This is a genomic window from Variovorax sp. 01T432 (assembly GCF_056398605.1).
The window spans coordinates 117,533-139,560 of sequence record NZ_JBFTPS010000006.1 but is presented as its reverse complement, the minus strand read 5'-3'; the positions used below and the strand labels follow the sequence as shown (position 1 = coordinate 139,560).

Here is a 22,028-nt window from a genome sequence, read left to right as displayed (position 1 = left end):
ACGGAAAGACCCCCCGGGCCCGCCGGCGTCGCATCGCGCGGGTGCATTCCGCGCATGACCTTCCCACCAGGAGACCGACAGACATGATCGAATCACGAGCCCTCGCGTTTGACCACGACCAGATCCTGGCCCGAATCAGGGATCTCGGCGACGCCGAACTCGATGCGATCGAATTCGGCGTCATCGGCTTCGACGCCGACGGCATCGTGCGGCGCTACAACGCCTGCGAGTCCCGGATGGCCGGGCTGTCGGTGCAGCGGGTGCTGGGCCATCCGCTGTTCACCGTGGTGGCGCCGTGCATGAACAACTACATGGTCGCGCAGCGATTTGAAGATGCAGCCGCCTGCGCCGGCACGCTCGACGACACGATCGACTATGTGCTCACGCTGCGCATGCGGCCGATCAAGGTCAGGCTGCGCCTGCTGGCCGATCCCGCTTCGGCGCTGCGCTTCCTCCTGGTCCACAGGCCCGCGTGAGCGCGCAGCCGGCGCTGGCCGAGGAGTACGAGGCGCTGCTCCAGTTCCTCTACATGGCCCCGATCGGCCTCGCCCAGACGCGCATCGACGGCGAGATCCTCATGATCAACCCCTTGTGCGCGCAGTTGCTCATGCCCCTGTCGCGCGATGGCGGGCTGGCCAACCTGTTCACCGCGCTCGAGACCATCGCGCCCGACCTGCGCCTGCGCGCCGGCGACTTCGAACCCGGCCACGGAAGGATCTGCGACGCGGTCCACCTGCAGATCGACTCCGGCCTCGCCGGAACCCGGGACCCGCAAGTGCTCTCGCTCACGCTGCTCAAGCTCGATCGGGACCGGCTGATGGCCGTCCTCGACGACGTGTCGCTCTCCGTCAAGCGCGAGCGCGAGCTGCGCCGCAGCCAGGCCTGGATCCACAGCATCGTCATCGGCATCACCGACTATGCGCTGCTGTCGCTCGACCAGCAGGGCCTCGTCCAGGAGTGGAACCGGGGGGTTCACCACGTGACCGGATTCGATGCCGCGTCGACGACCGGCCAGTCCTACGGCATCTTCTTTCCGGCCAGCGAGAGCTTGGGGCACCGCCTCGACGAGCGGCTGGAGGAGGCCGAGCTCAGCGGCTGGAGCCTGGAGGAAGGCTGGCTGCGGCGGGCGGACGGCGGGCGCTACTGGGGCAGCACCCTGATCGCGCCCTTGGGCGCGCGCGATGCCGAGCCGCCGGAGGAGCGCGGCTACAGCCTGATCGTTCGCGACATCAGCGACCGGCGCGAGGCCAACGAGGCCCTGCGGCGATCGGTCTTCTGCGACCACCTGACGGGCCTGGCCAACCGCCGCGCGTTCTTCGACTCGGCGGCGCTCTCGATGCAGAAATGCGCCGAGAGCGGCCATCCGGTGGCGCTCGCGCTCTTCGACGCGGATCATTTCAAGTCGATCAACGACGGCTTCGGCCACAGCGCGGGCGATGCGGTGCTGCGTCACCTGGCCGCCGGACTGGGCGCGTCGTTTCGCTCGACGGACCTGGTGGCGCGATTCGGCGGCGAGGAGTTCGTCGTGCTCATGCCGCGGACAACGATCGCCGAGGCGGAAGTCCTGGCCCGGCGCTTCTGCAAGGGCCTGGCCGCCAAGCCCGTGAAGGTGGACGGCGCGGCGATCCATTGCACGGCGAGCGGCGGTGTCGCGGCGATGGCGTCCGATGTGCTCGGCCTCGACGAACTGATCAAGCGAGCCGATGCGGCCATGTACGCCGCCAAGTCCAGGGGCCGCAACCGCGTCGAGACCTGGAGCGCCATCGGCCCGGAGCCGGGCGGCGGGCGCGCGCCACTCTGAGCGAGAGGCCGGGCGGCGCGTGGTTCATCGCGGCGGCACAATGCCCGCATGACCCACGTCAGCGAAGCGCGCGCTTCTCCCGGCCCGGATGCCGGCCCCGTCATCCACTTCGGTGCCGTGCCCCAGCGCGTGCTCGTCACCGGCGGCACCGGCTTCATCGGACAACTCCTCGTGCGCGCGCTTCTGCGCGACGGTTATTCGGTGCTCGTCTGGACGCGCGACGCGCGAGCGGCAAGCGCCCGGTTCGGCGGCGCGGTCCGCTGCGTCGAGCGGCTCGCCGACATACCCGACGCGTCCGGCTGCGACGTGGTGATCAACCTCGCCGGTGCGCGCATCGTCGGCCCGCCCTGGACCGAACATCGAAAGCAGGTGCTCATGCGCAGCCGCGTGGGCCTCACGCGCGCGCTGGTCGACTGGATCGGCGCGTCGGCGCGCAAGCCCTGGCTGATGCTGTCGGCCTCGGCCATCGGCTACTACGGGGTGCAGCCCCAGGGCGACGCGACGCAGCTCGATGAAGACGCGCCGCCGAAGGACATCTTCATGTCGAGGCTCTGCAGCGAGTGGGAGCAGGCGGCGCGCGCGGCGACAGGCCACGGCGTGCAAGTCGTCTGCATGCGCTTCGGCCTGGTGCTGGGTCACCAGGGCTCGCTGCCGCCCATGCTGATGCCGATCTCGCTCGGCCTGGGCGGACGGCTCGGCAGCGGACGCCAGTGGATGTCGTGGATCCATGTGCGGGACCTGCTTCGCGCCATGGCGCACGTGTGGGCCGTGGCGGCGCGGTCCTGCGATGCGCGCGTTGACGGAGAGGCGCCGTTCGAGGCCTGCAACTTCACCGCGCCGGGCGCGCTCACCCAGGAGGATTTCGCGCGCACCGCTGCCCGGGTGCTGCGTCGGCCATTCTGGCTGCCGGTGCCGGCCGCGCCGGTCCGCCTGCTGCTGGGCGAGCAGGCCGATCTCCTGCTCGAAGGCCAGCGCGTCATCCCGAGGCGATTGGACGAAACGGGCTTCCGCTTCGATTTCCCCGACGCGCGCTCGGCGCTGGAAGATCTCTGCGGACCGCGTCGGCCGAAGTCCCATTCCTGAGCCCTCGCTCGGGGCGCGCCGTCGCTCGTTACCATCGCCTTTCCGACCCTCCCTCAGGTTTTCATGGAATTTCTCCTTCCGATCGGCTTGATCGCGCTTGGCGCCTATCTGCTCAACACCCGCGTCCAGCGCCGGCGCATTGCCCTGCTGGCGAGCCATTTCAGCCCTTACCAGATCGAGAAGATGATGGAGAACCTCACCGAGGGCTATCTGCGCTGCCTCGGCGAGGACGATGCGGAGCGCCGCGCGCAGATCTGGCGCATGCTGGATCTGACCGAGGCCACGCTGGCCGATCAGTTCAAGCGCTTCGCGGCGGAGTTCTCCAAGGTCGAGGAAGGCGAGGCCCGGGTGAGCAGGTTGCCGCTGTCCATTCCCTATGCGGACAGGCTCTTCCCCGGCGCGAGCTTCGACGTGCGCAAGGCTTTCCAGGTGCATGCGACGGGTATCGCCGCCGTGGCGGCGAACAGCCGTGGACTCTCCGCCAGGGACAAGGCATTCACCATGTCGGCCGAGCTGTTCCTGATGCAGCACACCTGCCACTGGTATTGCAGGTCGAAGGCGATCGCCTCCGCGCGCATGCTGGCGCGGCACAAGACCTCCTATGCGCAACTGCTGGACTCCGTGTCGCCCGACACGCGCGCCGCATACCGGCAACTCGTCGGCACCTGAGCTTCGGCGCCCGCGGGGGGCCATTGTTTCCAGACGAGGAACACCGCGATGCCGATCGCCGTGGGTTTGCACGGCCTGACCGGCGCAAACTTCATCCCACAGACCAGCCAATGAGTTGATCTGGGTGAACAGGGCCCCGAGCGAGGTCGCCGTACCGAGACGGACGATGACCCACCCAAGACCGGTTCGAAATCATCCCCATTCGAAGGAACTCAAAATGAACACCGCTTCCAAGCTGCTCTCCGGCTTCGCCCTTGCCATCATTGCCGCCGCCGGCGTCCATGCCGAATCGTATGACGGCGTGCAGAAGGCAGTGTCGGCCAACAGCCGCGCCTCGGTCCGCACGCAAGGCGCCGTTGCCGCGCGCAGCGGCAACCCCTTCGGCGAAGTGGCCGGGCAAGGCGTCGTCTCGGTCGCCCATTCGATCGATCGCGCCGGCGTGCGCTCGGAAGCCTTCGTCGCCGCCCGCAGCGCGAACCCCTATGCCGAAGGCTTCGGCCAAGGCGCGGCGCGCGTGGGCGGCAGCGTGGACCGCTCCAGCATTCGTGCCGACGCGCGCGCTGCTGCGCGCGGCGATCAACTGCCGCTCTGAGCAGCCAGCCCGCATGAGCGAGGAAGCCGGGCTTGTCCCGGCTTTTTCATGGGACGGGCGTCAACGCGATGGGCGCGAAGCCCCGCGCGCATTCAGATACACCGCGTAGAGCGAGGTCGTCGCGCAAATGAAGAGCCGGTTGAGCTTGGGCCCGCCGAAGCACACGTTGGCGACGACCTCCGGCACCCTGATCTTGCCGATCAGGTCGCCGTCGGGGGCATAGCAGTGCACGCCGTCCCCGGCGCTGGTCCACACATGGCCCTGGGTGTCGACGCGGAAGCCATCGAAAAGCCCCTTGCCGCATTCGGCGAACACCTCGCCGCCCGAGAGGGTGCGGCCGTTGCCCTCGACCCTGAAGCGCCGGATGTGCCGCGGCCCGTCCTGCACATGCGTGGCGCCCGTGTCCGCCACGTACAGCAGGCTCTCGTCGGGGGAGAACGCGAGCCCGTTGGGCTGCACGAAGTCGCCGCCGACCCGGGTGACCGTGCCCAGGTCCGCCTCGATGCGGTAGACGCAGCGCTGCCCGATCTCGCTGGGGGCGGCGTCGCCTTCGTAGTCGCTGTCGATGCCGTAGCTCGGGTCGGAGAACCAGATGCTGCCGTCGGACTTCACCACCACGTCGTTCGGTGAATTCAGGCGCTTGCCCTCGAAGTGCGAGGCCAGCACCGTGCGCGTGCCGTCATGCTCGGTGCGCGACACGCAGCGGCCCCGGTGCTCGCAGGAAACCAGCCGTCCCTGCGGGTCGACCGTGTGGCCGTTGGCGTTCAGCGACGGCTGTCGGAACACCGAGACCGAGCCGTCGGTCTCGTCCCAGCGCAGCATGCGGTCGTTGGGAATGTCCGACCACACCAGGTATCGCCCGGCCGCGAACCATGCCGGCCCCTCGGCCCAGCGGCAGCCGGTGTAGAGCTTCTCGACGTGCACGTTCGCGAACGCCAGCTGGCGAAACCGGCGGTCGAGCACCTCGAAGCAGGGGTTGAGTTCAATGGGCATTCCAGACTCCTCCGCGTCCATTGTCGATTCAACTCGCATGTCGCCGCCCGCGCCCATACACCAGCAGCATCGCGATGATCACCACACCGTAGGTCACCTGCCGCCCCATCTCGGGAATCTGCATCACCGAGAGGATGGATTGCAGCAAGGTGATCAGCACCACGCCGACCACGGTGCCCAGATAGGAGCCCTGGCCGCCGAGGATGTTGGTGCCGCCCAGCACCACGGCCGCGATCGCCGGCAGCTGGTAGGCGTCGCCCATCGCCTGGTAGGCCTTGGTCGAGTAGCCCGTCAGCAATACGCCGGCCGCCGCCGAACAGGCGCCGGCGATCACGAAGCACAGCAGCATCACGCGGCGCGTGTCGATGCCCGACAGGTAGGCCGCGCGTTCGCGATTGCCCACCGCGTAGATCGCCCGGCCCAGCGTCGTGCGGTGGAGCATGAACATGGTGGCCGCGCCGACCACGATCCACACCAGCAGGGCATTGGGCAGGCCCAGCACCGAGCGGCCGGTGGCGATCAGGTGCATGGCGGGCGTGGCGCGGTCCTGGGGCGCGAAGCCGCCGGTCTGCACGACGATCAGCCCCTGCGCCACGGCGTTGATGCCGAGCGTGAAGATCATCGAAGGCACGCGAAGGTAGGCCACGCCAATGCCGTTGAGCAGCCCCAGCGCCGCGCCGCACAGGATGCCGAAGGGAATCGCGAGCATGGCGCCGGCATCGCCCCACCAGCCCGCGGCGGCGGCCGACATCATGCCGCCCACCGTCACGAGCCAGGGCACCGAGAGGTCGATGCCGCCCAGCAGGATGACCAGCATCGCGCCGCTGGCGACGACGCCGAGGAAGGACGCGATCTGCAGCTGCAGAAGCAGATAGTCGAGCGACAGGAAGTTCTTCGAATAGAGGCTTCCGACCAGCAGCAGGGCGAGCGTGCACAAGGCCGCGGCCATCACCGGCAGATGGGCGGACCTCTTCATGCGCAGCGCGAGGGTGGTCATGCGGGCATTCACCTGAAGAGTTCGAGCCGGTTGTTGACCTTGAGCAGGCGCAGCGATCCGAAGCTCACCGCGCTCAGCAGGATCACGCCCTGGAACAGGGGCTGCCACAGGGGTTCGAGGTCGAAGACGAAGAGCAGGTCGCCGATGGTGCGCAGCACGAAGGCACCGAAGATCGAGCCGATCGCGCTTCCCGCGCCGCCCGAGAGCACGGTGCCGCCGATCACCACCGCCGCGATCGAATTGAGCGTGTAGACGCCGCCGATGGCCGACGAGGCCTCGCCCGAGTAGGTCACGAAGGTCAGCAGCAGGCCGGCGATGGCCGACAGCAGCCCGGCGAGGGTGTAGGTGACGATCTTCGTGCGCCCGATCGCCACGCCCGACATGTAGCTTGCCGTCTCGGACGAGCCGATGGCAAGTGCCGCACGGCCGAGCCCCGAGCGGCGATAGGGCACCCAGACCAGCAGCACCACCGCCACCAGCACCACCAGCATCGCCGGAATGCCGCCGGGCAGCGCGCCGGTGAGCGCGTCGGCCAGGTCGGCCTGCACGTCGCCGCCCGGCACGGGACGCAGGCCCAGCGCGAGACCGAAGTAGATGATGCCGGTGGCCAGTGTCGTGATGATCGGCTGCAGGCGCCCGTAGACGATGATGGCGCCATTGATGCAGCCGCACAGCGCGCCGGTGGCCAGCACCGCCACCACGCCCAGGCCGGCCTGCAGCGGCGTGCCCACCACCAGGTGCGAGGCCAGGCAGTTGGCGAGCACGAACACCATGCCCACCGAGAGATCGATGCCGGCCGTGAGCACCGGCAGCGTCTGCGCCATGGCCACGATGGCCAGCAGCACGCCCTTGTTCGCCGCCGTGGTCAGGACCGCCGCGTTCCAGCCCACCGGATGCTTGGCGATGTAGAGCGCGAAGATCACGACGAACATCGCCGTGGTGGCGAAGGTCGCCCGGTGTTCGCGCAGATGGAAATGCCAGTCGGGACGCATCACGCCGCCTGCGTTTCGAGGTTCAGCGCGCTCGACACCAGTGCGCGCTCGGTGAGTCCGGCCCCGGCCAGCCAGCGCACGATGCGCCCGTCGAAGAACACCGCCACGCGGTCGCAGCAGCCGATCAGCTCGGCGTAGTCGGTCGAATAGAGCATCACCGCCGCGCCTTCGTCGGCCAGCGCGCGCACCAGGGCGTAGATCTCCTGCTTGGTGCCGACATCGATGCCGCGCGTCGGGTCGCTCAGCAGCAGGATGCGCGGCGCGTTCATCAGCCACTTGCCGATCACCACCTTCTGCTGGTTGCCGCCGGAGAGGTTGGCGACCGCGTCGCCGGTGTCGGCGACCTTGATCGACAGGCGCCGGACGATCTCGGCGACGGCCGCGCCTTCCTCGGCCGCGAGCAGCACGCCGGCGCGGCTGAAGCGGTCGAGGGCGGCCAGGCTGAGGTTGTCGTTGACCGACATCGGCAGCATCAGGCCGTCGGTCTTGCGATCTTCCGGAACCAGCGCGATGCCGGTGTCGGCGCGCTTGGCATGCTTCGGGTCGCGCACCTGCACCGGCCTGCCGCCGAGCAGGACTTCACCGGTCACGCCGCGCAGGACGCCGAACAGGGCCAGGAAGAGCTCGCGCTGGCCCTGTCCATCGAGTCCGCCCAGGCCGACGATCTCGCCCGGGCGCACCGCGATGTCGATGTCGTGCAGCCGCCCGTTCCACGACAGTCCGCGCGTCTCCAGGGCCGGCATGCCGGCGGACGCCGCCGAGGGCGGGGCGGGCTTCGGCGGGAAGGCGTGCGCGATGTCGCGCCCGATCATCATCTCGATGGTCTGCGCATCGCTGCGGGTGCCGGCCTCGAAGGTCGCCACATGGCTGCCGTTGCGAAACACCGAGCAGTCGTCGGCGAGCTCCGTGATCTCCTTCATGCGGTGCGAGATGTAGACGATCGCCATGCCTTCATTGCGCAGCCGCTTGAGCAGCGTGAAGACGCGCCGCACGTCGGCGGCGGTCAGCGCCGAGGTGGCTTCGTCGAGGATCAGGATCTTCGGATCGCGCGCCAGCGCCTTCGCGATCTCGACCATCTGCCGGCGCGACAGGCTCAGGCTCTCGACCGGCGCCAGCGGATGGATGTCTTCGGCACCGGCGCGCGCCAGTGCCGCTTCGGCGATGCGGCGCTGCGCCTTGCGGTCGATCAGGCCGAGGCGCCGTGGCGGGTTTGTGATGCAGATGTTGTCGGCCACGCTCAGGTCGGGCATGAGCGAGAGTTCCTGGAAGATGCAGGCGATGCCGGCGGACACGGCCTCCTGCGGGTGCGCGAAGCGGCGTTCCGCCCCCTCCAGCAGGATGCGGCCCTCATCGGGCCGCACCACCCCGGCCATGATCTTGATCAGCGTCGACTTGCCCGCGCCGTTCTCGCCGAGCAGCGCATGGATGCGCCCCGGCGCGCAGGCGAAGCTCGCGCGCTCGACCGCGCGCACCCCGCCATAGCGCTTGGAGACATCGACCAGCCGAAGGATCGGTTCCACCGTGGCCGGACCGTCAGTTGTTCTTCTCGTCCTTCGACATGATGTCGGTCGCCTTCAGGTTCACGCCGCAGGGCGGGAAGTCGTTGGTGGTGAAGAAGTTGTCCGTCAGGTCGGGGAAGTAGTTCTCGCCCGCCTTGAAGTTCGGATGCGTCGCCATCGGGATCGGCACCGAGATCATCTGCGGCATGACCTTGCCCTGCAGCGCAGCCACCGCGGCCTTCATCGAGATCGCCACCAGGCCGGGCGACTGGCCGAGCGAGGCGCACAGCAGGCCTTCCTTGGCGTGTTCCACACACAGCTTGCGGAAGCCGTTCTCCGCCTCGCCCGCCACCGGGATCATCTTGTGCTTCGCGTCGATCAGCGCGCGCACCGCGCCGGTGGAGCCGCCCTGCACGAACATGCCGTCGAAGTTCTTGTGCACAGCGACCGCATCGGCCACCGCCTTCTGGGCCGTGCCGTCATCCCAGTTGCCGACCACCTCGATCACCTCGAACTTGTTGCCCGGCGCCTCGACCACCTTGCGGAAGCCCAGGTGGCGGTCGCGGTCCACCGAATTGCCGGGCACGCCGCGTACCTCCAGCAGCTTGCCGCTCTTGGAAGGAATGTTCTTGACCACCCACTCGCCCGACTGCACGCCCATGGCGAGCTGGTCCTCGTTCACCATCATGACCTGGTCGGTGTCCAGTACGTTGTCGAAGGGCACCACCACCACGCCGGCGGCGTTGGCGCGCTTGATCACCGGCGCGAAGGCCGTCGGGTTCACGGCGATCGTGACGATGGCGTCGTAGCCCGAGTTGATGAAGTTGTCGATCGCCGCGATCTGCGCGGCCACGTCGGTGCCGGTGGAGACGATCTTGAATTCCTTAATCTGCGATTTCATCTCCGGAGTGGCCGCATAGGCCTTCGCCATCTTGATCATCTGGATGCGCCAGGTGTTGCCCACGAAGCCGTTGGCCAGCGCGATGCGGTACGGCCCCTTCTTGGCGGGCCACTGGAAGTACTTCGTGCTGGCGTCCCAGGGCTTGAAGCAGGCCGGGTTCTCACCGGGGCCGGACACCGTGGCGGGCCCGGCGGCGGTGGCTGCGGCCGATGCGACCAGGGCCGCGATCGCGGCGACGATGCGAATGCGAGAAATCATTGCTGTCTCCTGTTTGGATGGAGGGCTCGGTTGCAGGTGACCGGCCAGCGGACGAAACAATGCCAAGCCCACCTGCACATCGTCCGGGGAGCAGGTTGCCGGGTCATCATACAAATCTGCCGGTGCTCCACCGGCTTGGGACATACCCTTGCCGGGCGCCTCCGGCACTGGGCGAGCAGCCTCCCGGTCTTGCCGGCGATGCCTGGAGTCAGAGGGAGTGCCCGTGCCCGGCCTTCGGTTGCCCGGCGGCGGGCGCTTCGTCCGCCGTCCCGGCGCTTGCGGGCGCAAGCCACTCGCGCGCATGGCTGCGCAGCGCGTCGATCTGCAGCCACACGAGCGAGAGTTCGGCGCCGAAAAGGCGCGCTGCCGGATCGGCCTCGGCCTCGGCAAGACCCGCGCCGGCGAGCGCGGCGCGCGCGGCTGATTCGGCGGGCGACGCGCGCGTCTCGTCGATCGAAGCGCCGGCCAGCCCGGCTGCCAGCGCTTCGAGCGCCGCCGCCGCGCTCTCGGCGGCGCTGCGCAGCACGGCCGCGCGCGCCGGCTGGGGCAGCGCGCTGCGATGCGCGCCCAGCGCGGAGAGGTAGCTCAACAGCGTGTGCGAGCGGATCAGGAAGCGCAGCGCGATGCCCGCGCGCGGCCGCACGAAGCCCGGCTCCCGGAACATGTCGACCACCGCCGTCGACAGCGCCGCATCCGCGTTGTGGTCGTTGCGCCGAGCGAGCCGGTAGTCGAGGTCATCGCGGGCGCCGCGACGGTATTGCTCGACGATCTGGCGCAGGTAGGCCGCGTGGCTTCGCATCGCCGCCGCGGCGAGCTCATGGATGTGACGTGCCTGCCAATGCGGCAGCACCAGCAACACCGCGAGGCCGGCGATGGCGCTGCCGATGGCGGTGTCGACCAGGCGCGGAACGATCAGCGTGTCGCTGTCGCCCACCTGGTTGAAGCACATGAGCACCAGCAGGGTCATCGCCGCCGTGGCCAGCAGGTAGCGCGTGCCGCGCGTGGCGAAGAAGAGCATGCCGGCCAGGACCGCCAGCACCGACTGCACCGGCGGTTGAGGAAACAGCGCCAGCAGCGCCCAAGCGATCACCACCCCCACGGCCGTACCGGCGATGCGCTGGCCCATGCGCGAGATGGTCTCGCCGTAGGTCTGCTGGCAGACGAAGAGGGTGGTCAGCAGGATCCAGTAGCCCTGCGCCGGGTGGATCAGCCGCATCACGCCGTAGCCCGCGGCCAGCGCAATGGCCAGCCGCAGCGCGTGCCGGAACAGCGCCGAGCGTGGCGTGAGCTGCCGCCGCACGCGCTGCGCCACGTCGCGCCAGGAGCGCGGCGAACGGTCGAACAAGCCCATCTCCGTGCGCCCGGCCCGGGCCGACGGCTCGCTCGCGCCGGCGAGCTGGCCGGCGAGCTGGCCGTCGAGCTGGGCCAGGTTTCGCGCGAGCGCCTCGACCGAAGCGAGCAGCGCCAGGCGCTCGGGGGTGGTCGCCCGGTCGCGTTCGTGCGCGATCGCGCCGCGCAGGTCGGCCAGCGCGTGCACCGTCTCGCCGCCGGCCTCGAAGGGCTCGCGGCGCGCGATCGATGCGGCGAGCTGCTGGCAGGCCATGCCTTGCAATGCGAGCACGCGCTGGCAGCGGTAGAGGAGGTCGCTGTGGAAGAAGGCATCGGCCAGCGCGTTGTAGTCGTCGTGCGACGAACTGGCGCGTTCATGCACATCCTGAGCGATCAGGTAGAGCCCCCGGTAGCGCGCGATGCGCCCCGTCGGCGCGCGCGCGCCGATGCGGCGGAAGATGCTCTCCTTGGCCGCGTTCAACTCGGCCACCACCTCGGCGTTGAGCTGTGCGAGCGAAAGTCGCTTGCGCTCGATGTCGACGCCGCGCAGCGGCTCGAACAGCGAGGCCTTGAAGCGCACGAATCTGCCGAGCACCTCGAAGAGCCTGACCAGCTGCGCCTGCACCGGCTGCGCCGGAAAGGCCGCGCACCAGGCCACCGAGAACACGCCATACCAGGCGGCGCCGGCCACCAGCAACAGCGGCCCGCGCACGCCATCGGTGCCCTGCGCGGCCTGATGGTCGATGCCGAGCGTCGTGTACATCGCGAGGATCAGCGTGGCATGCGCGATGGCCTTGTAGCGCGCTTCGACCGCGCCCAGCATGGTCAGCCAGAAGGCGGCCAGCGCCAGCCCGGCGATGAAGAGCAGCGGCATGCCGAACAGTGCCTCGACCGAGAGGGACACCGCCGCGAAGCAGACCAGCGTGACGAGCTGCGCGCGCAGCCGGCCGCGCCAGCTGTCGTCCGTTTCGGCAAGGGCGCTCGCGATGGCGCCGAGGAAGAGCGGGATCTCGGCTTCCGGATGCCCGGTGAAGGCGCAGAACGCCATCAGGCTGCCCAGCGTGAGCAGCACCCGCAGCGGCTGCGCGCGGGCCGCGAGAGCCCGCAGGCGCTGTCGAAGCGCGTCGGTGGAGGAGGGGGGCATGTCCTGGACGCTGCACATTGCGTGCCACCGCGCCCCGGCGGTCGCAGACGATTGCAAATTTGGACGTGACAATTTCACTGTATACATATACAGTATTCCCATGGAACGCGACGACTGGATTGCTGTTTGCGCCCACCAGCTTCAAAGGCAATGGCGCACCGTGGACCCGGACCAGCTCGACGAGGTGGCGGGGGATTTGTGGCGGGACGAGCGGCTTCGGCAGATGGCCCCCGCGCAGGCGGCGGTGGAGTGGCTGAGGCCGATTGCGTCTGGAGATGCGCTGCCGGCGGCGCCTCGAAGGCCGGCTTCCTGAAGCAACTCGCTCATCGAGATCGCCAAGGCCGCGGTGATGAAGCAATGTCGGCAGCAGCGGCCGCGAGCCCGCACCCGATCGAACACGCATTTTCAATGCCAGCGGAACCCCGTGCATCCCGCCTCGTCCTATGTGAATATGTCGATCGAGGAGGACGAGCACATGGAAAGTGAACGGACGGCACGGTGGACCACCGAGGACCTGGACTTCTCGCGCATCGAGGTCGATCAGGTGCGGGCGGACGAAAACCTGTTCTATCTCGCGACATGCGCTTCCTTCGTTGAAAGCGGCTCGGATCTCTATGCGCACAACCTGACGGATTTCTTCCACGGCGACGACGAGGTCGCTGCGTGGCTGGGCAACCATTGGGAGCCCGAAGAGCTGGAGCACGGCCGTGCGCTGCGCGCCTACGTCCGTCACGTCTGGCCGGAGTTCGACTGGGACGGCGCCTATCGCGGCTTTCTGGAGGAGTACGCGACCTACTGCAAGGTCGAACTGCTGGCACCCACCCGGGCGCTGGAACTGGCGGCGCGCTGCGTGGTGGAGACCGGCACCGCGACCCTGTACGGCGCGCTTTCGCGCAGCAGCGCCGAGCCCGTGTTCAAGGGCCTGGCGGCGCGCATCGCGGCCGACGAGATCAGCCACTACAAGCACTTCTATCGCTTCTTCCGCCGTTACCGCGACGAGGAAGGCCTCGGCCGGGCCCGCGTGCTGGGCGTCATCGCCCGGCGCACGATGGAAATGAAGAGCGAGGACACCGAGTGCGCCGTGCGCCACGTCGCGAAGATGCGCGAGCCCGACCGCGCGGGTGAAGCGGGAGACTCGCCCTATGTCCGGCGCGTGAGCGCGCGCATGAACGATACCGTGCGCACACATCTGTCGGCGCGAACCACGCTCAAGATGCTGATGCGCCCGCTCGATCTGCCCGCGCGCTTGCAGGCCGTGGTCCGGTACCCCGTGCAGCAGTTCATGGAGCACGTCTTTCTGCGCTGAAGCGATGCCTCCGTGCGTCCGCGGCGCCGCGGGCACCCTCGGGTGCGTTGCGTGCGTTCTTGCCGGATGACAGGCCTTTTCCGGACAGTGTTTCACGAGGGCTGCGGCAGAATGCGGCGATGAAGAAATCAACGATCGATGCAAGCCTGCTTCTCGTCGACGATGACCCCGCGATCATTCAAGTCCTGAGCCGGATACTTTCGGATTACTCCACGGTCCGATTCGCGACCAGCGGCGCCGATGCGCTGCTGCTCTGCAGGGAATCGCTGCCCGATCTGATCCTGCTCGATGCGCAGATGGGCGATATGAGCGGGCTCCAGGTCTGCGAAGCCTTGAAGGCCGACCCCGCGCTCGCCGACATCCCCGTGATCTTCGTGAGCAGCCACCAGGAAGCCGAGCTGGAGGTCGCGGTGCTCGAACTGGGCGCGGTCGACTTCATTCGCAAGCCCTTCAACGCGTCGCAGGTGACGGCGCGCGTGAACACGCAGCTCAAGCTCAAGCGCCTCGCGGACGATCTGCGCCGGCTCTCGCGCGTCGATGGTCTGACGGGCCTGGCCAACGAGCGCGCCTACGCCGAGACCCTGCGGCGCGAAACGCTGCGCGCGGCGGAGGCCGGCGAGGCCATTTCGCTGGTGATGGTCGAGGTCGATTTCTTCGAATCCTTCGAGGCGCTCTACGACCGCAAGGCCGCGGACGCGTGCATCGCATCGGTGGCCGAGGCGGTGCGCCGCACCCTTCGCCGGCCTGGCGACTTCGCCGCCTTCCTGGGCCGCGATCGCTTCGCGCTGATTCTTCCGGACACGGCGGCCGATGGCGGCCTCCAGGTCGCCCACCGGGTGCTGGGCGCGGTCGAGGCGCTCGACATCGGGCATCAGGGATCGCCGGTGTCGCGTCACGTGACGTGCAGCGCCGGTGTCGCATGCCTGGATGTGGGCGACAACGTCGTCGATGGCCGCCCGGAGGCCCCGCAGGACACGCTCCAACTCGCCGCCAGCACCGGGCTGCGCCGGGCGAGGCAGGCCGGCAGGGCCCAGGCGCTCCTGGTGCGCGCGGACGCCGCCGCGGGCCCCGACGAGGCTTCGGCCTGATCGTGGTCACGGGCTCGCGGCAGTTGCCATGGCGCGCGCTGGCTTGCCTGGTCGCCGGCTTGTGCGCGGCGGGCGGCGCGGCGCTGTGGCAGTCCAACGAGAACGAGCAGTTCGCCGCGGAGCGCTTCGAGGCCTTGTCCAAGGGCGCCGTCGACCAGGTCTCCGATCGCATGCAGGCCTACGAATACGGCCTGCGGGGCGCGCGCGGCGCGGTGATCGCGGCCGGCGGTGACGCCGGCATCACGCGGCAGCGCTTTGCGCAGTACAGCGCGGCGCGCGACCTCGAGCGGGAGTTTCCCGGCTCGCGTGGCTTCGGCTTCATTCGCCGGGTGCCGGTGGCGCAGGAGGCCGCATTCCTCGCCGCGGCGAGGGCCGACGGCCGGCCCGATTTCAGGATCCACCAGCTCGGCGTCAACGACGGCGAGCGCTATGTGATCCAGTACCTCGAGCCCATCGAGCGCGCCAACACCGCCATCGGCCTGGATATCGCTTCGGAGCCCAAGCGGCGCGCCGCCGCCGATCACGCGATGCTGACCGGCGAGGCCACGCTGACGGCACCCATCTCGCTGGTGTATTCGGGAAGCGGGCAGATGTCCTTCCTGCTGCTGCTGCCGATCTATACGGTCGAGGCGCAGATCGGGCGGGCGCGCCACCGGCCGCCTGGCGCCATGCCGCCGCGGATGGCACGCGAGGAGACGGTGGGCTGGATCTATTCGCCGCTGATCATCGACGAGGTGCTGAAGGGGCTCGATCTGCAGGACAGCCAGTTTTCGCTGACGCTGGTGGATACCACCGTGCCCGACCAGCCTGAGCGCTTCTACGTGTCGCCGGGCCCCGTGCCCGCCGGCGCCGACGCGCGCACGGGCGCCTTGCCGTTGCGTCTCTTCGGGCGCGTCTGGCGGGTGGAACTCACGGCGCGCCCGCTCTTCACTCGGCAGCTGAATCTGCGCAGTCCCTGGGTCGTGTTTCTCACGGGCGCGATGCTGGCCGTGTTGCTGGCGCTGCTGTCGTACGTCCAGCAGACGACACGGCGCCGCGCCGCGCAGGCGGACGTGCAGCGCTCGCGGCTCGCGGCGATCGTGACGAGTTCCAACGACGCGATCATCGGCCACCGCGTGGATGGAACCATTACCGACTGGAACGACGGGGCGGTCAAGATCTTCGGCTATACGGCGGAGCAGGCGCTCGGCCACCCGCTGCAGGCGCTGCTGCTGGCGCCGGCGCAGCTGCCGGAGGAGCAGGAGCTGATCCGCCATATCGCGCGGGGCACCTCGGTGGCGGCCTTCGAGACCTTCAGGCGCCACCGGGACGGCAGGCTGGTGCCCGTCTCGGTGGCGGCGGCGCCGATCCGCGGCGCGGACGGGCAGGTGGTCGGCGCCGCGCAGACGGTGCGCGACATCACGCACGAGCGCGCGACCAAGGCGCACATCCTCGAACTGAACGCCTCGCTGGAGGGGCAGGTGAGCGAGCGCAGCGCGCAGCTCGCCGCGCTGTCGACGCGCGAGCGGGCGATTCTGGCCGGCGCGGCGAGCGCCATCATCGCGACCGACGTCAATGGCGTGGTGACGCTGTTCAATCCGGCGGCCGAGGATCTGCTGGGCTATTCGGCCGATGAGGTGGTGGAGCGCGTCGAGATGAACCGCTTCCACGACGCGTTCGAAGTCCACAGCCGCGCGATGGCGCTCACGACCGAGCTGGGCCGTCCGCTCGAGGTGTGCGAAGTGTTCGCGCCCGCGCCGGGCACGGGCCGGGCCCGGCCGAGGGAGTGGACCTATGTGCGCAAGGACGGCAGCCGGGTGGCGGTGCACCTCAACGTGAGTCCGCTGCGTGCCCCGGACGGCAAGGTGGTCGGCTTCATCGCCATCGCGACCGACCTGTCGGAGCGCAAGCTGGCGGAAGAGCGGGCGCGCAGCAACGAACGCATCATGCGCATCGTGACGGACAACATCCCCGGCGTGGTCGCCTACTGGACGCTGGACATGGTCTGCACGTTCGCGAACAGCGCGCATGAGCGCTGGGTGGGCCTGACGGCCGAGCAGATGATCGGGGTCACGCACATGGACATGCTCGGTCCGGCGCAGTTCAGGGCGAATGTGCCCTACATCCGCGCCGCGCTGGCCGGGCGCGCGCAGCGCATCGCGCGCAGCCGCACCATCTCCGACGGGACGACGCTGCACTATTGGCTGCACTACATCGCCGACCGCGACGAGAACGGCGAGGTCAAGGGCTTCATCTCGGTGGCGGTGGACATCACGGACATGAGGCAGGCGCAGGACCAGCTCGAGACGCTCAACGTGGCGCTGAAGGAGCGCAGTGCCCAGGCCGAATCCGCCAGCAAGGCCAAGAGCGAGTTCCTCGCCAACATGAGCCACGAGATCCGCTCGCCGCTCAACACGGTCATCGGCCTGGCCTACCTGCTGCGGCAGACGACGCTGGACGGCGTGCAGCGCGCCTTCCTGGAGAAGATCGACACGGCCAGCAACGCGCTGCTCGGCGTCATCAACGACATCCTCGACATCTCGAAGATCGAGGCCGGCGGCATGGTGCTGGACGAAGCCGCGTTCGGGCTGCGCGAACTGCTGGACGACGTGGTGGCGATGATGACCGTCAGCGCCGAGCTCAAGGGCATCGGCTTGCTGCTGGAGCCGCAGAGTGATCTTCCCGGGCAGTTGATCGGCGACATGACGCGCATCCGCCAGATCCTCGTCAATCTGCTGAACAATGCGATCAAGTTCACCGCCGAGGGCCTGGTGCGGCTGCGCGTGCGAGCCGAGGAGCGGGCGGGGAATCGGCTGCGGCTGCGCCTGGAGGTGATCGATACCGGCATCGGCATCGAGCCCGAGGTCCTCGGGCGCCTGTTCAAGCCCTTCACGCAGGCCGATACGTCGACGACGCGGCGCTTCGGCGGCACGGGGCTCGGCCTGTCGATCGTGAAGCAGCTGGTCGATCTGATGGGCGGGGAGTTCGGGGTGCGGAGCACGCCGGGCGCGGGCAGCGAGTTCTGGGTGATCCTGCCGCTGGACATCAGCAGCGAAGGCGGCGTGTCGCCGACGCGCTCGGCGCCCTGGGGGAGCCTGCCGGCATCGGCCGCGCAGGGCGCACAGGCGCAGCGGCGGCTGTCGGAGATGCGCGTGCTGGTGGTGGACGACAGCCCGGTCAATCTGGAAGTCTGCCGGCACATCCTGGAGCGCGAAGGCGCCCAGGTCGGCACGGCCAAGGATGGGCGCGAGGCGGTCGAGCGCCTGCGCGCGGCGCCCGAGGCTTTCGACATCGTGCTGATGGACGTGCACATGCCCAGGCTGGATGGCAACGAGGCGGCACGCGCGATTCGCGCGGAGCTCGGTCTTGCGGCCCTGCCGGTGATCGCGCTGACCGCGAGCGCGGTCGTGGAGGAACGCGAGCGCGCGCTGGAGGCGGGAATGAACGATTTCATCAGCAAGCCCTTCGACGCGGAGGTCCTGATTCGCACGGTGCGCCGCTACGTCGAGCGGGCGCAGGGCCGGCTGGTCGCTCCCGTGCGGGAGCGGGAGCCCGGCCAGGCACGGGTGCCGGGGGGCTGGCCGCAGATCGACGGCGTGGATGCCGTCGACGCCTTTCACCGGCTCGGGGGCGACGCCGAACTTCTGCTGAGCGTGCTGCGGCGCCTGCTGGCGGAGTTCGGTGACCTGGCGCGCGCCGACGTGGCGGTCCCCACGGGCCCGGCGTCGGTGGCTCTCGCGTCGCGGCTGCACAAGCTGCGGGGGAGCGCGGGCGTGATCGGCGTCGCGGTCGTTCGGCAGTTCGCGGCCGAGGCGGAAGCCGCGCTCAAGGAAGGCGATGCGCCGGGCGCGCAGCGCGCGCTGGAGGCCTTGGGCGCCGCGTTGAGAGCGTTGCAGGCCTCGGCGCGGCCTTTCTTCGATGCGGCGGATGCCGCGTGGGAGGCTGGCGCGACCGCCGCGGTGCCCGTCGACGCGCAAGAGCTCGCGCTTCTCCTCGATGCGCTGCGCCGGCAAAGCGTGGACGCGATGTCTCTCTACGACGACCTCGGGCTGCCGCTCAGGGCCTCGCTCGGCCGCGAGCGCTTCCTGGCGCTGGACGAGGCGATGCAGGGACTTGAGTTCAAGCGCGCGCTCGAGATCCTGCAGAGCGAGGCGTCGGTCTAGGCGTGGCGGGCGCCGCTGAGGATCGCGCCCGGGCGGCGGCGTCAGCTTCGTTTCGTGCGCCGCGCGCGGATCAGCAAGGCGTACACGCCCAGGTTGAGCACCGCGACGAACACGCCCAGGCCGATCTGCACGCCGCGCGTGAGGCCGGCCGGGTAGATCACTGCCAGCAGGTAGTGTTCGACGAAGCCGCCGCCATAGCCAGGCTGGCCGGCCGCATGGCGCAAGGCATTCTCGAGCGGCGTGAGGGGGCAGATCCAGCCGACGCACGCGACCCACGCCGCCCAGGCGACGGCCGGCAAGTGCAGCCAGGCAAGGCGCGGCCAGCGCCACACCAGAGCGCCGCCGCCCAGGACGAAGAGGATGAAGAGGCCATGCAGGACGAGCAGGGCATCGGCCAGCGCGCGGTCGCTCATGGAGTGGCGGTGGCAAAGGGTGGAAGGGGAGGCTTGTCCATCGGGTCGGAGCGCAGGCACGCGGCATGTTTGCACGGGCCGCCGGGGTGGGCCAAACCTATAATCGATTGTTCAAGCAAATCAAGCAGTTAGGTGGGTTCGATGCAGCGGCTGCCCGCAGCCGGCCGCCTCTGCAGAAGCCAAATCCAAGATGAGCCAGCCCACCGTCACCGTCGCCGACATCCGCAAGACCTTCCTCGATTTCTTCGCGACCAAGGGGCACACGGTCGTGCCTTCGAGTTCGCTCGTGCCGGCCAACGACCCGACCCTGATGTTCACCAACTCCGGCATGGTGCAGTTCAAGGACGTGTTCCTCGGCACCRACAAGCGCCCCTACGTGCGCGCCGCCTCGGTGCAGGCCTGCCTGCGGGCCGGCGGCAAGCACAACGACCTGGAGAACGTCGGCTACACCGCGCGCCACCATACCTTCTTCGAGATGCTGGGCAACTGGAGCTTCGGTGACTACTTCAAGCGCGAGTCGCTCAAGTGGGCCTTCGAACTGCTGACAGAGGTCTACAAGCTGCCGGCCGAGAAGCTCTGGGCCACGGTCTACATCGAGGACGACGAGGCCTACGACATCTGGACCCGGGAGATCGGCCTGCCGCCCGAGCGCGTGGTGCGAATCGGCGACAACAAGGGCGGGCGCTACATGTCCGACAACTTCTGGATGATGGCCGACACCGGCCCCTGCGGCCCTTGCAGCGAGATCTTCTACGACCACGGCCCGGAAATCGCCGGCGGTCCGCCCGGCAGCCCGGACGAGGACGGCGACCGCTACATCGAGATCTGGAACAACGTGTTCATGCAGTTCGACATGCAGCCCGACGGCAGCGTGAAGCCGCTGCCCGCGCCCTGCGTCGACACCGGCATGGGGCTGGAGCGGCTGGCCGCGATCCTGCAGCACGTGCACAGCAACTACGAGATCGATATCTTCGCGGCCCTGATCAAGGCCGCTTCGCGCGAGACGGGCGAGAAGGACATCGAGAACAAGAGCCTGCGCGTGATCGCCGACCACATCCGCGCCACGGCCTTCCTGGTGGCCGACGGCGTGATCCCGTCGAACGAGGGCCGCGGCTACGTGCAGCGGCGCATCGTGCGCCGCGCGATCCGCCACGGCTACAAGCTGGGCCAGAAGAAGCCCTTCTTCCACAAGCTGGTGCCCGACCTCGTGGCGCTGATGGGCGATGCCTACCCGAAGCTGCGAGCCGACGAGAAGCGCATCACCGAGACGCTGAAGGCGGAGGAGGAGCGCTTCTTCGAGACGCTGGCCAACGGCATGGAAATCCTCGATGCGGCACTGGCCGGCGGCGCCAAGGTGCTGCCGGGCGACGTGGCCTTCAAGCTGCACGACACCTATGGCTTTCCGCTCGACCTGTCGGCCGACGTCTGCCGCGAACGCGGGGTGGCGGTCGACGAGGCCGGCTTCCACGTCGCGATGGAAAGGCAGAAGGCCGCCGGCCGCGCCGCGGGCAAGTTCAAGATGGACCGCGCCGTGGAGTACACGGGCGCCGGCAATCTCTTCACCGGCTATGAGCGCCTGGAAGAGCAGGCGCGCGTCACGGCGCTGTACTTCGAGGGCGCGCCGGTGCGGCAGCTCGCCGAGGGGCAGCCCGGCATCGTCGTGCTGGACACCACGCCCTTCTATTCCGAGAGCGGCGGCCAGGTCGGCGACCAGGGCGTGCTGGTCGCCGAAGGCGTGCAGTTCGGTGTCGAGGACACGCAGAAGATCAAGGCCGACGTGTTCGGCCACCACGGCACGCAGACGCAGGGCACGCTGAAGATCGGCGACGTCGTGACTGCGCGCGTCGACACCGAGCGCCGCGCCGCGACCATGCGCAACCACAGCGTCACCCACCTGATGCACAAGGCCTTGCGTGAGGTGCTGGGCGAGCATGTGCAGCAGAAGGGTTCGCTGGTCGACGCCGACAAGACGCGCTTCGACTTCGCGAACAACACGGCCGTCACGCCCGCGCAGATCCTCGAGATCGAGCGGCGCGTGAACGCCGAGATCCTCGCCAACCAGGCGACGCAGGCGCGCGTGATGGACATGGAGTCGGCGCAGAAGACCGGCGCAATGATGCTGTTCGGCGAGAAGTACGGCGAGACCGTGCGCGTGCTCGACATCGGCTCCAGTCGCGAGCTCTGCGGCGGCACGCACGTGGCGCGCACCGGCGACATCGGGCTCTTCAAGATAGTGAGCGAAGGCGGCGTGGCGGCCGGTGTCCGCCGCATCGAGGCCGTGACCGGCGCCAACGCCCTGGCCTATCTGCAGCAGCTGGAAGCCACGGTCAACAGCGTGGCCGCCACGTTGAAGACGCCGGCCTCCGAACTGCAAGGGCGCCTCACGCAGGTGCTCGAACAGGTGCGCGCGCTGGAGCGCGAGGTGGGGTCGCTCAAGGGCAAGCTCGCTTCTTCCAAGGGCGACGAGCTGCTGGCGCAGGCGGTCGATGTCAACGGCGTGAAGGTGCTGGCGGCCAAGCTCGACGGGGCCGACGCGAAGACGCTGCGCGACACCATGGACAAGCTCAAGGACAAGCTCAAGACCGCGGCCATCGTGCTTGCTGCCGTCGAGGGCGGCAAGGTGCAGATCGCGGCCGGCGTCACGGCCGACACCATGGGCAAGCTGAAGGCGGGCGAACTCGTCAACTTCGTGGCCCAGCAGGTGGGCGGCAAGGGCGGCGGCAAGGCCGACATGGCAATGGCCGGCGGCACCGATGCCGCGGGCTTGCCGGCGGCGCTCCAATCGGTACGGGGCTGGGTCGCCGAGCGGACCTAGACGCGC

General features: G+C 69.1%; 17 protein-coding genes. 10 read left to right on the top strand and 7 right to left on the bottom strand.

Annotated features, from left to right (window positions below; genetic code table 11):
- Positions 1 to 83 precede the first annotated feature (83 nt).
- From AC1DNF_RS07395 to AC1DNF_RS07375, 5 genes are all read left to right on the top strand, one after another.
- Positions 84 to 476, top strand: coding sequence for a PAS domain-containing protein (locus tag AC1DNF_RS07395; RefSeq protein WP_478147921.1), 393 nt, complete (start codon positions 84 to 86; stop codon positions 474 to 476).
- Positions 473 to 1,801 (top strand): sensor domain-containing diguanylate cyclase, encoded by a 1,329-nt coding sequence (locus AC1DNF_RS07390; protein ID WP_478147920.1) that lies wholly within the window; start codon positions 473 to 475, stop codon positions 1,799 to 1,801. The genes AC1DNF_RS07395 and AC1DNF_RS07390 overlap by 4 nt, the downstream gene beginning before the upstream one ends.
- Positions 1,802 to 1,849: 48 nt before the next feature.
- Entirely contained in the window at positions 1,850 to 2,884 is a 1,035-nt protein-coding gene (locus tag AC1DNF_RS07385; RefSeq protein WP_478147919.1) for a TIGR01777 family oxidoreductase, read from the top strand.
- 63 nt (positions 2,885 to 2,947) lie between these two features.
- Positions 2,948 to 3,553 (top strand): hypothetical protein, encoded by a 606-nt coding sequence (locus tag AC1DNF_RS07380; protein WP_478147918.1) that lies wholly within the window; start codon positions 2,948 to 2,950, stop codon positions 3,551 to 3,553.
- Between the two features lie 217 nt (positions 3,554 to 3,770).
- Positions 3,771 to 4,145, top strand: coding sequence for a helicase SNF2 (locus tag AC1DNF_RS07375; RefSeq protein ID WP_478147917.1), 375 nt, complete (start codon positions 3,771 to 3,773; stop codon positions 4,143 to 4,145).
- Between the two features lie 60 nt (positions 4,146 to 4,205).
- On the opposite strand, the gene AC1DNF_RS07370 is transcribed toward AC1DNF_RS07375, so the two are convergent.
- The 6 genes from AC1DNF_RS07370 to yccS all read right to left on the bottom strand — a co-directional run bounded on the left by AC1DNF_RS07370 (position 4,206) and on the right by yccS (position 12,258).
- Positions 4,206 to 5,138 (bottom strand): SMP-30/gluconolactonase/LRE family protein, encoded by a 933-nt coding sequence (locus tag AC1DNF_RS07370; RefSeq protein ID WP_478147916.1) that lies wholly within the window; start codon positions 5,136 to 5,138, stop codon positions 4,206 to 4,208.
- A 28-nt stretch (positions 5,139 to 5,166) separates the two neighbouring features.
- Complete coding sequence (locus tag AC1DNF_RS07365; RefSeq protein WP_478147915.1) at positions 5,167 to 6,135, bottom strand: ABC transporter permease; 969 nt, start codon at positions 6,133 to 6,135, stop codon at positions 5,167 to 5,169.
- 8 nt (positions 6,136 to 6,143) lie between these two features.
- Complete coding sequence (locus AC1DNF_RS07360) at positions 6,144 to 7,127, bottom strand: ABC transporter permease (protein ID WP_478147914.1); 984 nt, start codon at positions 7,125 to 7,127, stop codon at positions 6,144 to 6,146.
- Positions 7,127 to 8,647 carry a sugar ABC transporter ATP-binding protein gene (locus AC1DNF_RS07355; protein WP_478147913.1) on the bottom strand — a complete coding sequence of 507 codons (1,521 nt, stop codon included), beginning with the start codon at positions 8,645 to 8,647 and terminating at the stop codon, positions 7,127 to 7,129. Before AC1DNF_RS07355 ends, AC1DNF_RS07360 begins: the two co-directional genes overlap by 1 nt.
- A 13-nt stretch (positions 8,648 to 8,660) precedes the next feature.
- On the bottom strand, positions 8,661 to 9,785 hold the full coding sequence (locus AC1DNF_RS07350; protein ID WP_478147912.1) for a sugar ABC transporter substrate-binding protein: 1,125 nt from the start codon (positions 9,783 to 9,785) through the stop codon (positions 8,661 to 8,663).
- Between the two features lie 208 nt (positions 9,786 to 9,993).
- Positions 9,994 to 12,258: a YccS family putative transporter gene (yccS, locus tag AC1DNF_RS07345; RefSeq protein WP_478147911.1), complete on the bottom strand. Its 2,265-nt coding sequence runs from the start codon at positions 12,256 to 12,258 to the stop codon at positions 9,994 to 9,996.
- A 100-nt stretch (positions 12,259 to 12,358) separates the two neighbouring features.
- Between yccS and AC1DNF_RS07340 the strand changes: the two genes are divergently transcribed.
- The 4 genes from AC1DNF_RS07340 to AC1DNF_RS07325 all read left to right on the top strand — a co-directional run bounded on the left by AC1DNF_RS07340 (position 12,359) and on the right by AC1DNF_RS07325 (position 18,794).
- Positions 12,359 to 12,571 carry a hypothetical protein gene (locus AC1DNF_RS07340; RefSeq protein WP_478147910.1) on the top strand — a complete coding sequence of 71 codons (213 nt, stop codon included), beginning with the start codon at positions 12,359 to 12,361 and terminating at the stop codon, positions 12,569 to 12,571.
- Between the two features lie 162 nt (positions 12,572 to 12,733).
- Positions 12,734 to 13,564 carry a ferritin-like domain-containing protein gene (locus AC1DNF_RS07335; protein ID WP_478147909.1) on the top strand — a complete coding sequence of 277 codons (831 nt, stop codon included), beginning with the start codon at positions 12,734 to 12,736 and terminating at the stop codon, positions 13,562 to 13,564.
- A 119-nt stretch (positions 13,565 to 13,683) separates the two neighbouring features.
- A complete protein-coding gene (locus AC1DNF_RS07330; RefSeq protein WP_478147908.1) occupies positions 13,684 to 14,652 on the top strand; it encodes a response regulator in 969 nt (322 codons plus the stop codon).
- Between the two features lie 2 nt (positions 14,653 to 14,654).
- Positions 14,655 to 18,794, top strand: a complete 4,140-nt coding sequence (locus tag AC1DNF_RS07325) for a PAS domain S-box protein (protein ID WP_478147907.1) — start codon at positions 14,655 to 14,657, stop codon at positions 18,792 to 18,794.
- 41 nt (positions 18,795 to 18,835) lie between these two features.
- On the opposite strand, the gene AC1DNF_RS07320 is transcribed toward AC1DNF_RS07325, so the two are convergent.
- Positions 18,836 to 19,207, bottom strand: a complete 372-nt coding sequence (locus AC1DNF_RS07320) for a DUF2784 domain-containing protein (protein ID WP_478147906.1) — start codon at positions 19,205 to 19,207, stop codon at positions 18,836 to 18,838.
- 190 nt (positions 19,208 to 19,397) lie between these two features.
- Between AC1DNF_RS07320 and alaS the strand changes: the two genes are divergently transcribed.
- Positions 19,398 to 22,022 carry an alanine--tRNA ligase gene (gene alaS / locus AC1DNF_RS07315; RefSeq protein WP_478147905.1) on the top strand — a complete coding sequence of 875 codons (2,625 nt, stop codon included), beginning with the start codon at positions 19,398 to 19,400 and terminating at the stop codon, positions 22,020 to 22,022.
- Positions 22,023 to 22,028: the final 6 nt, after the last annotated feature.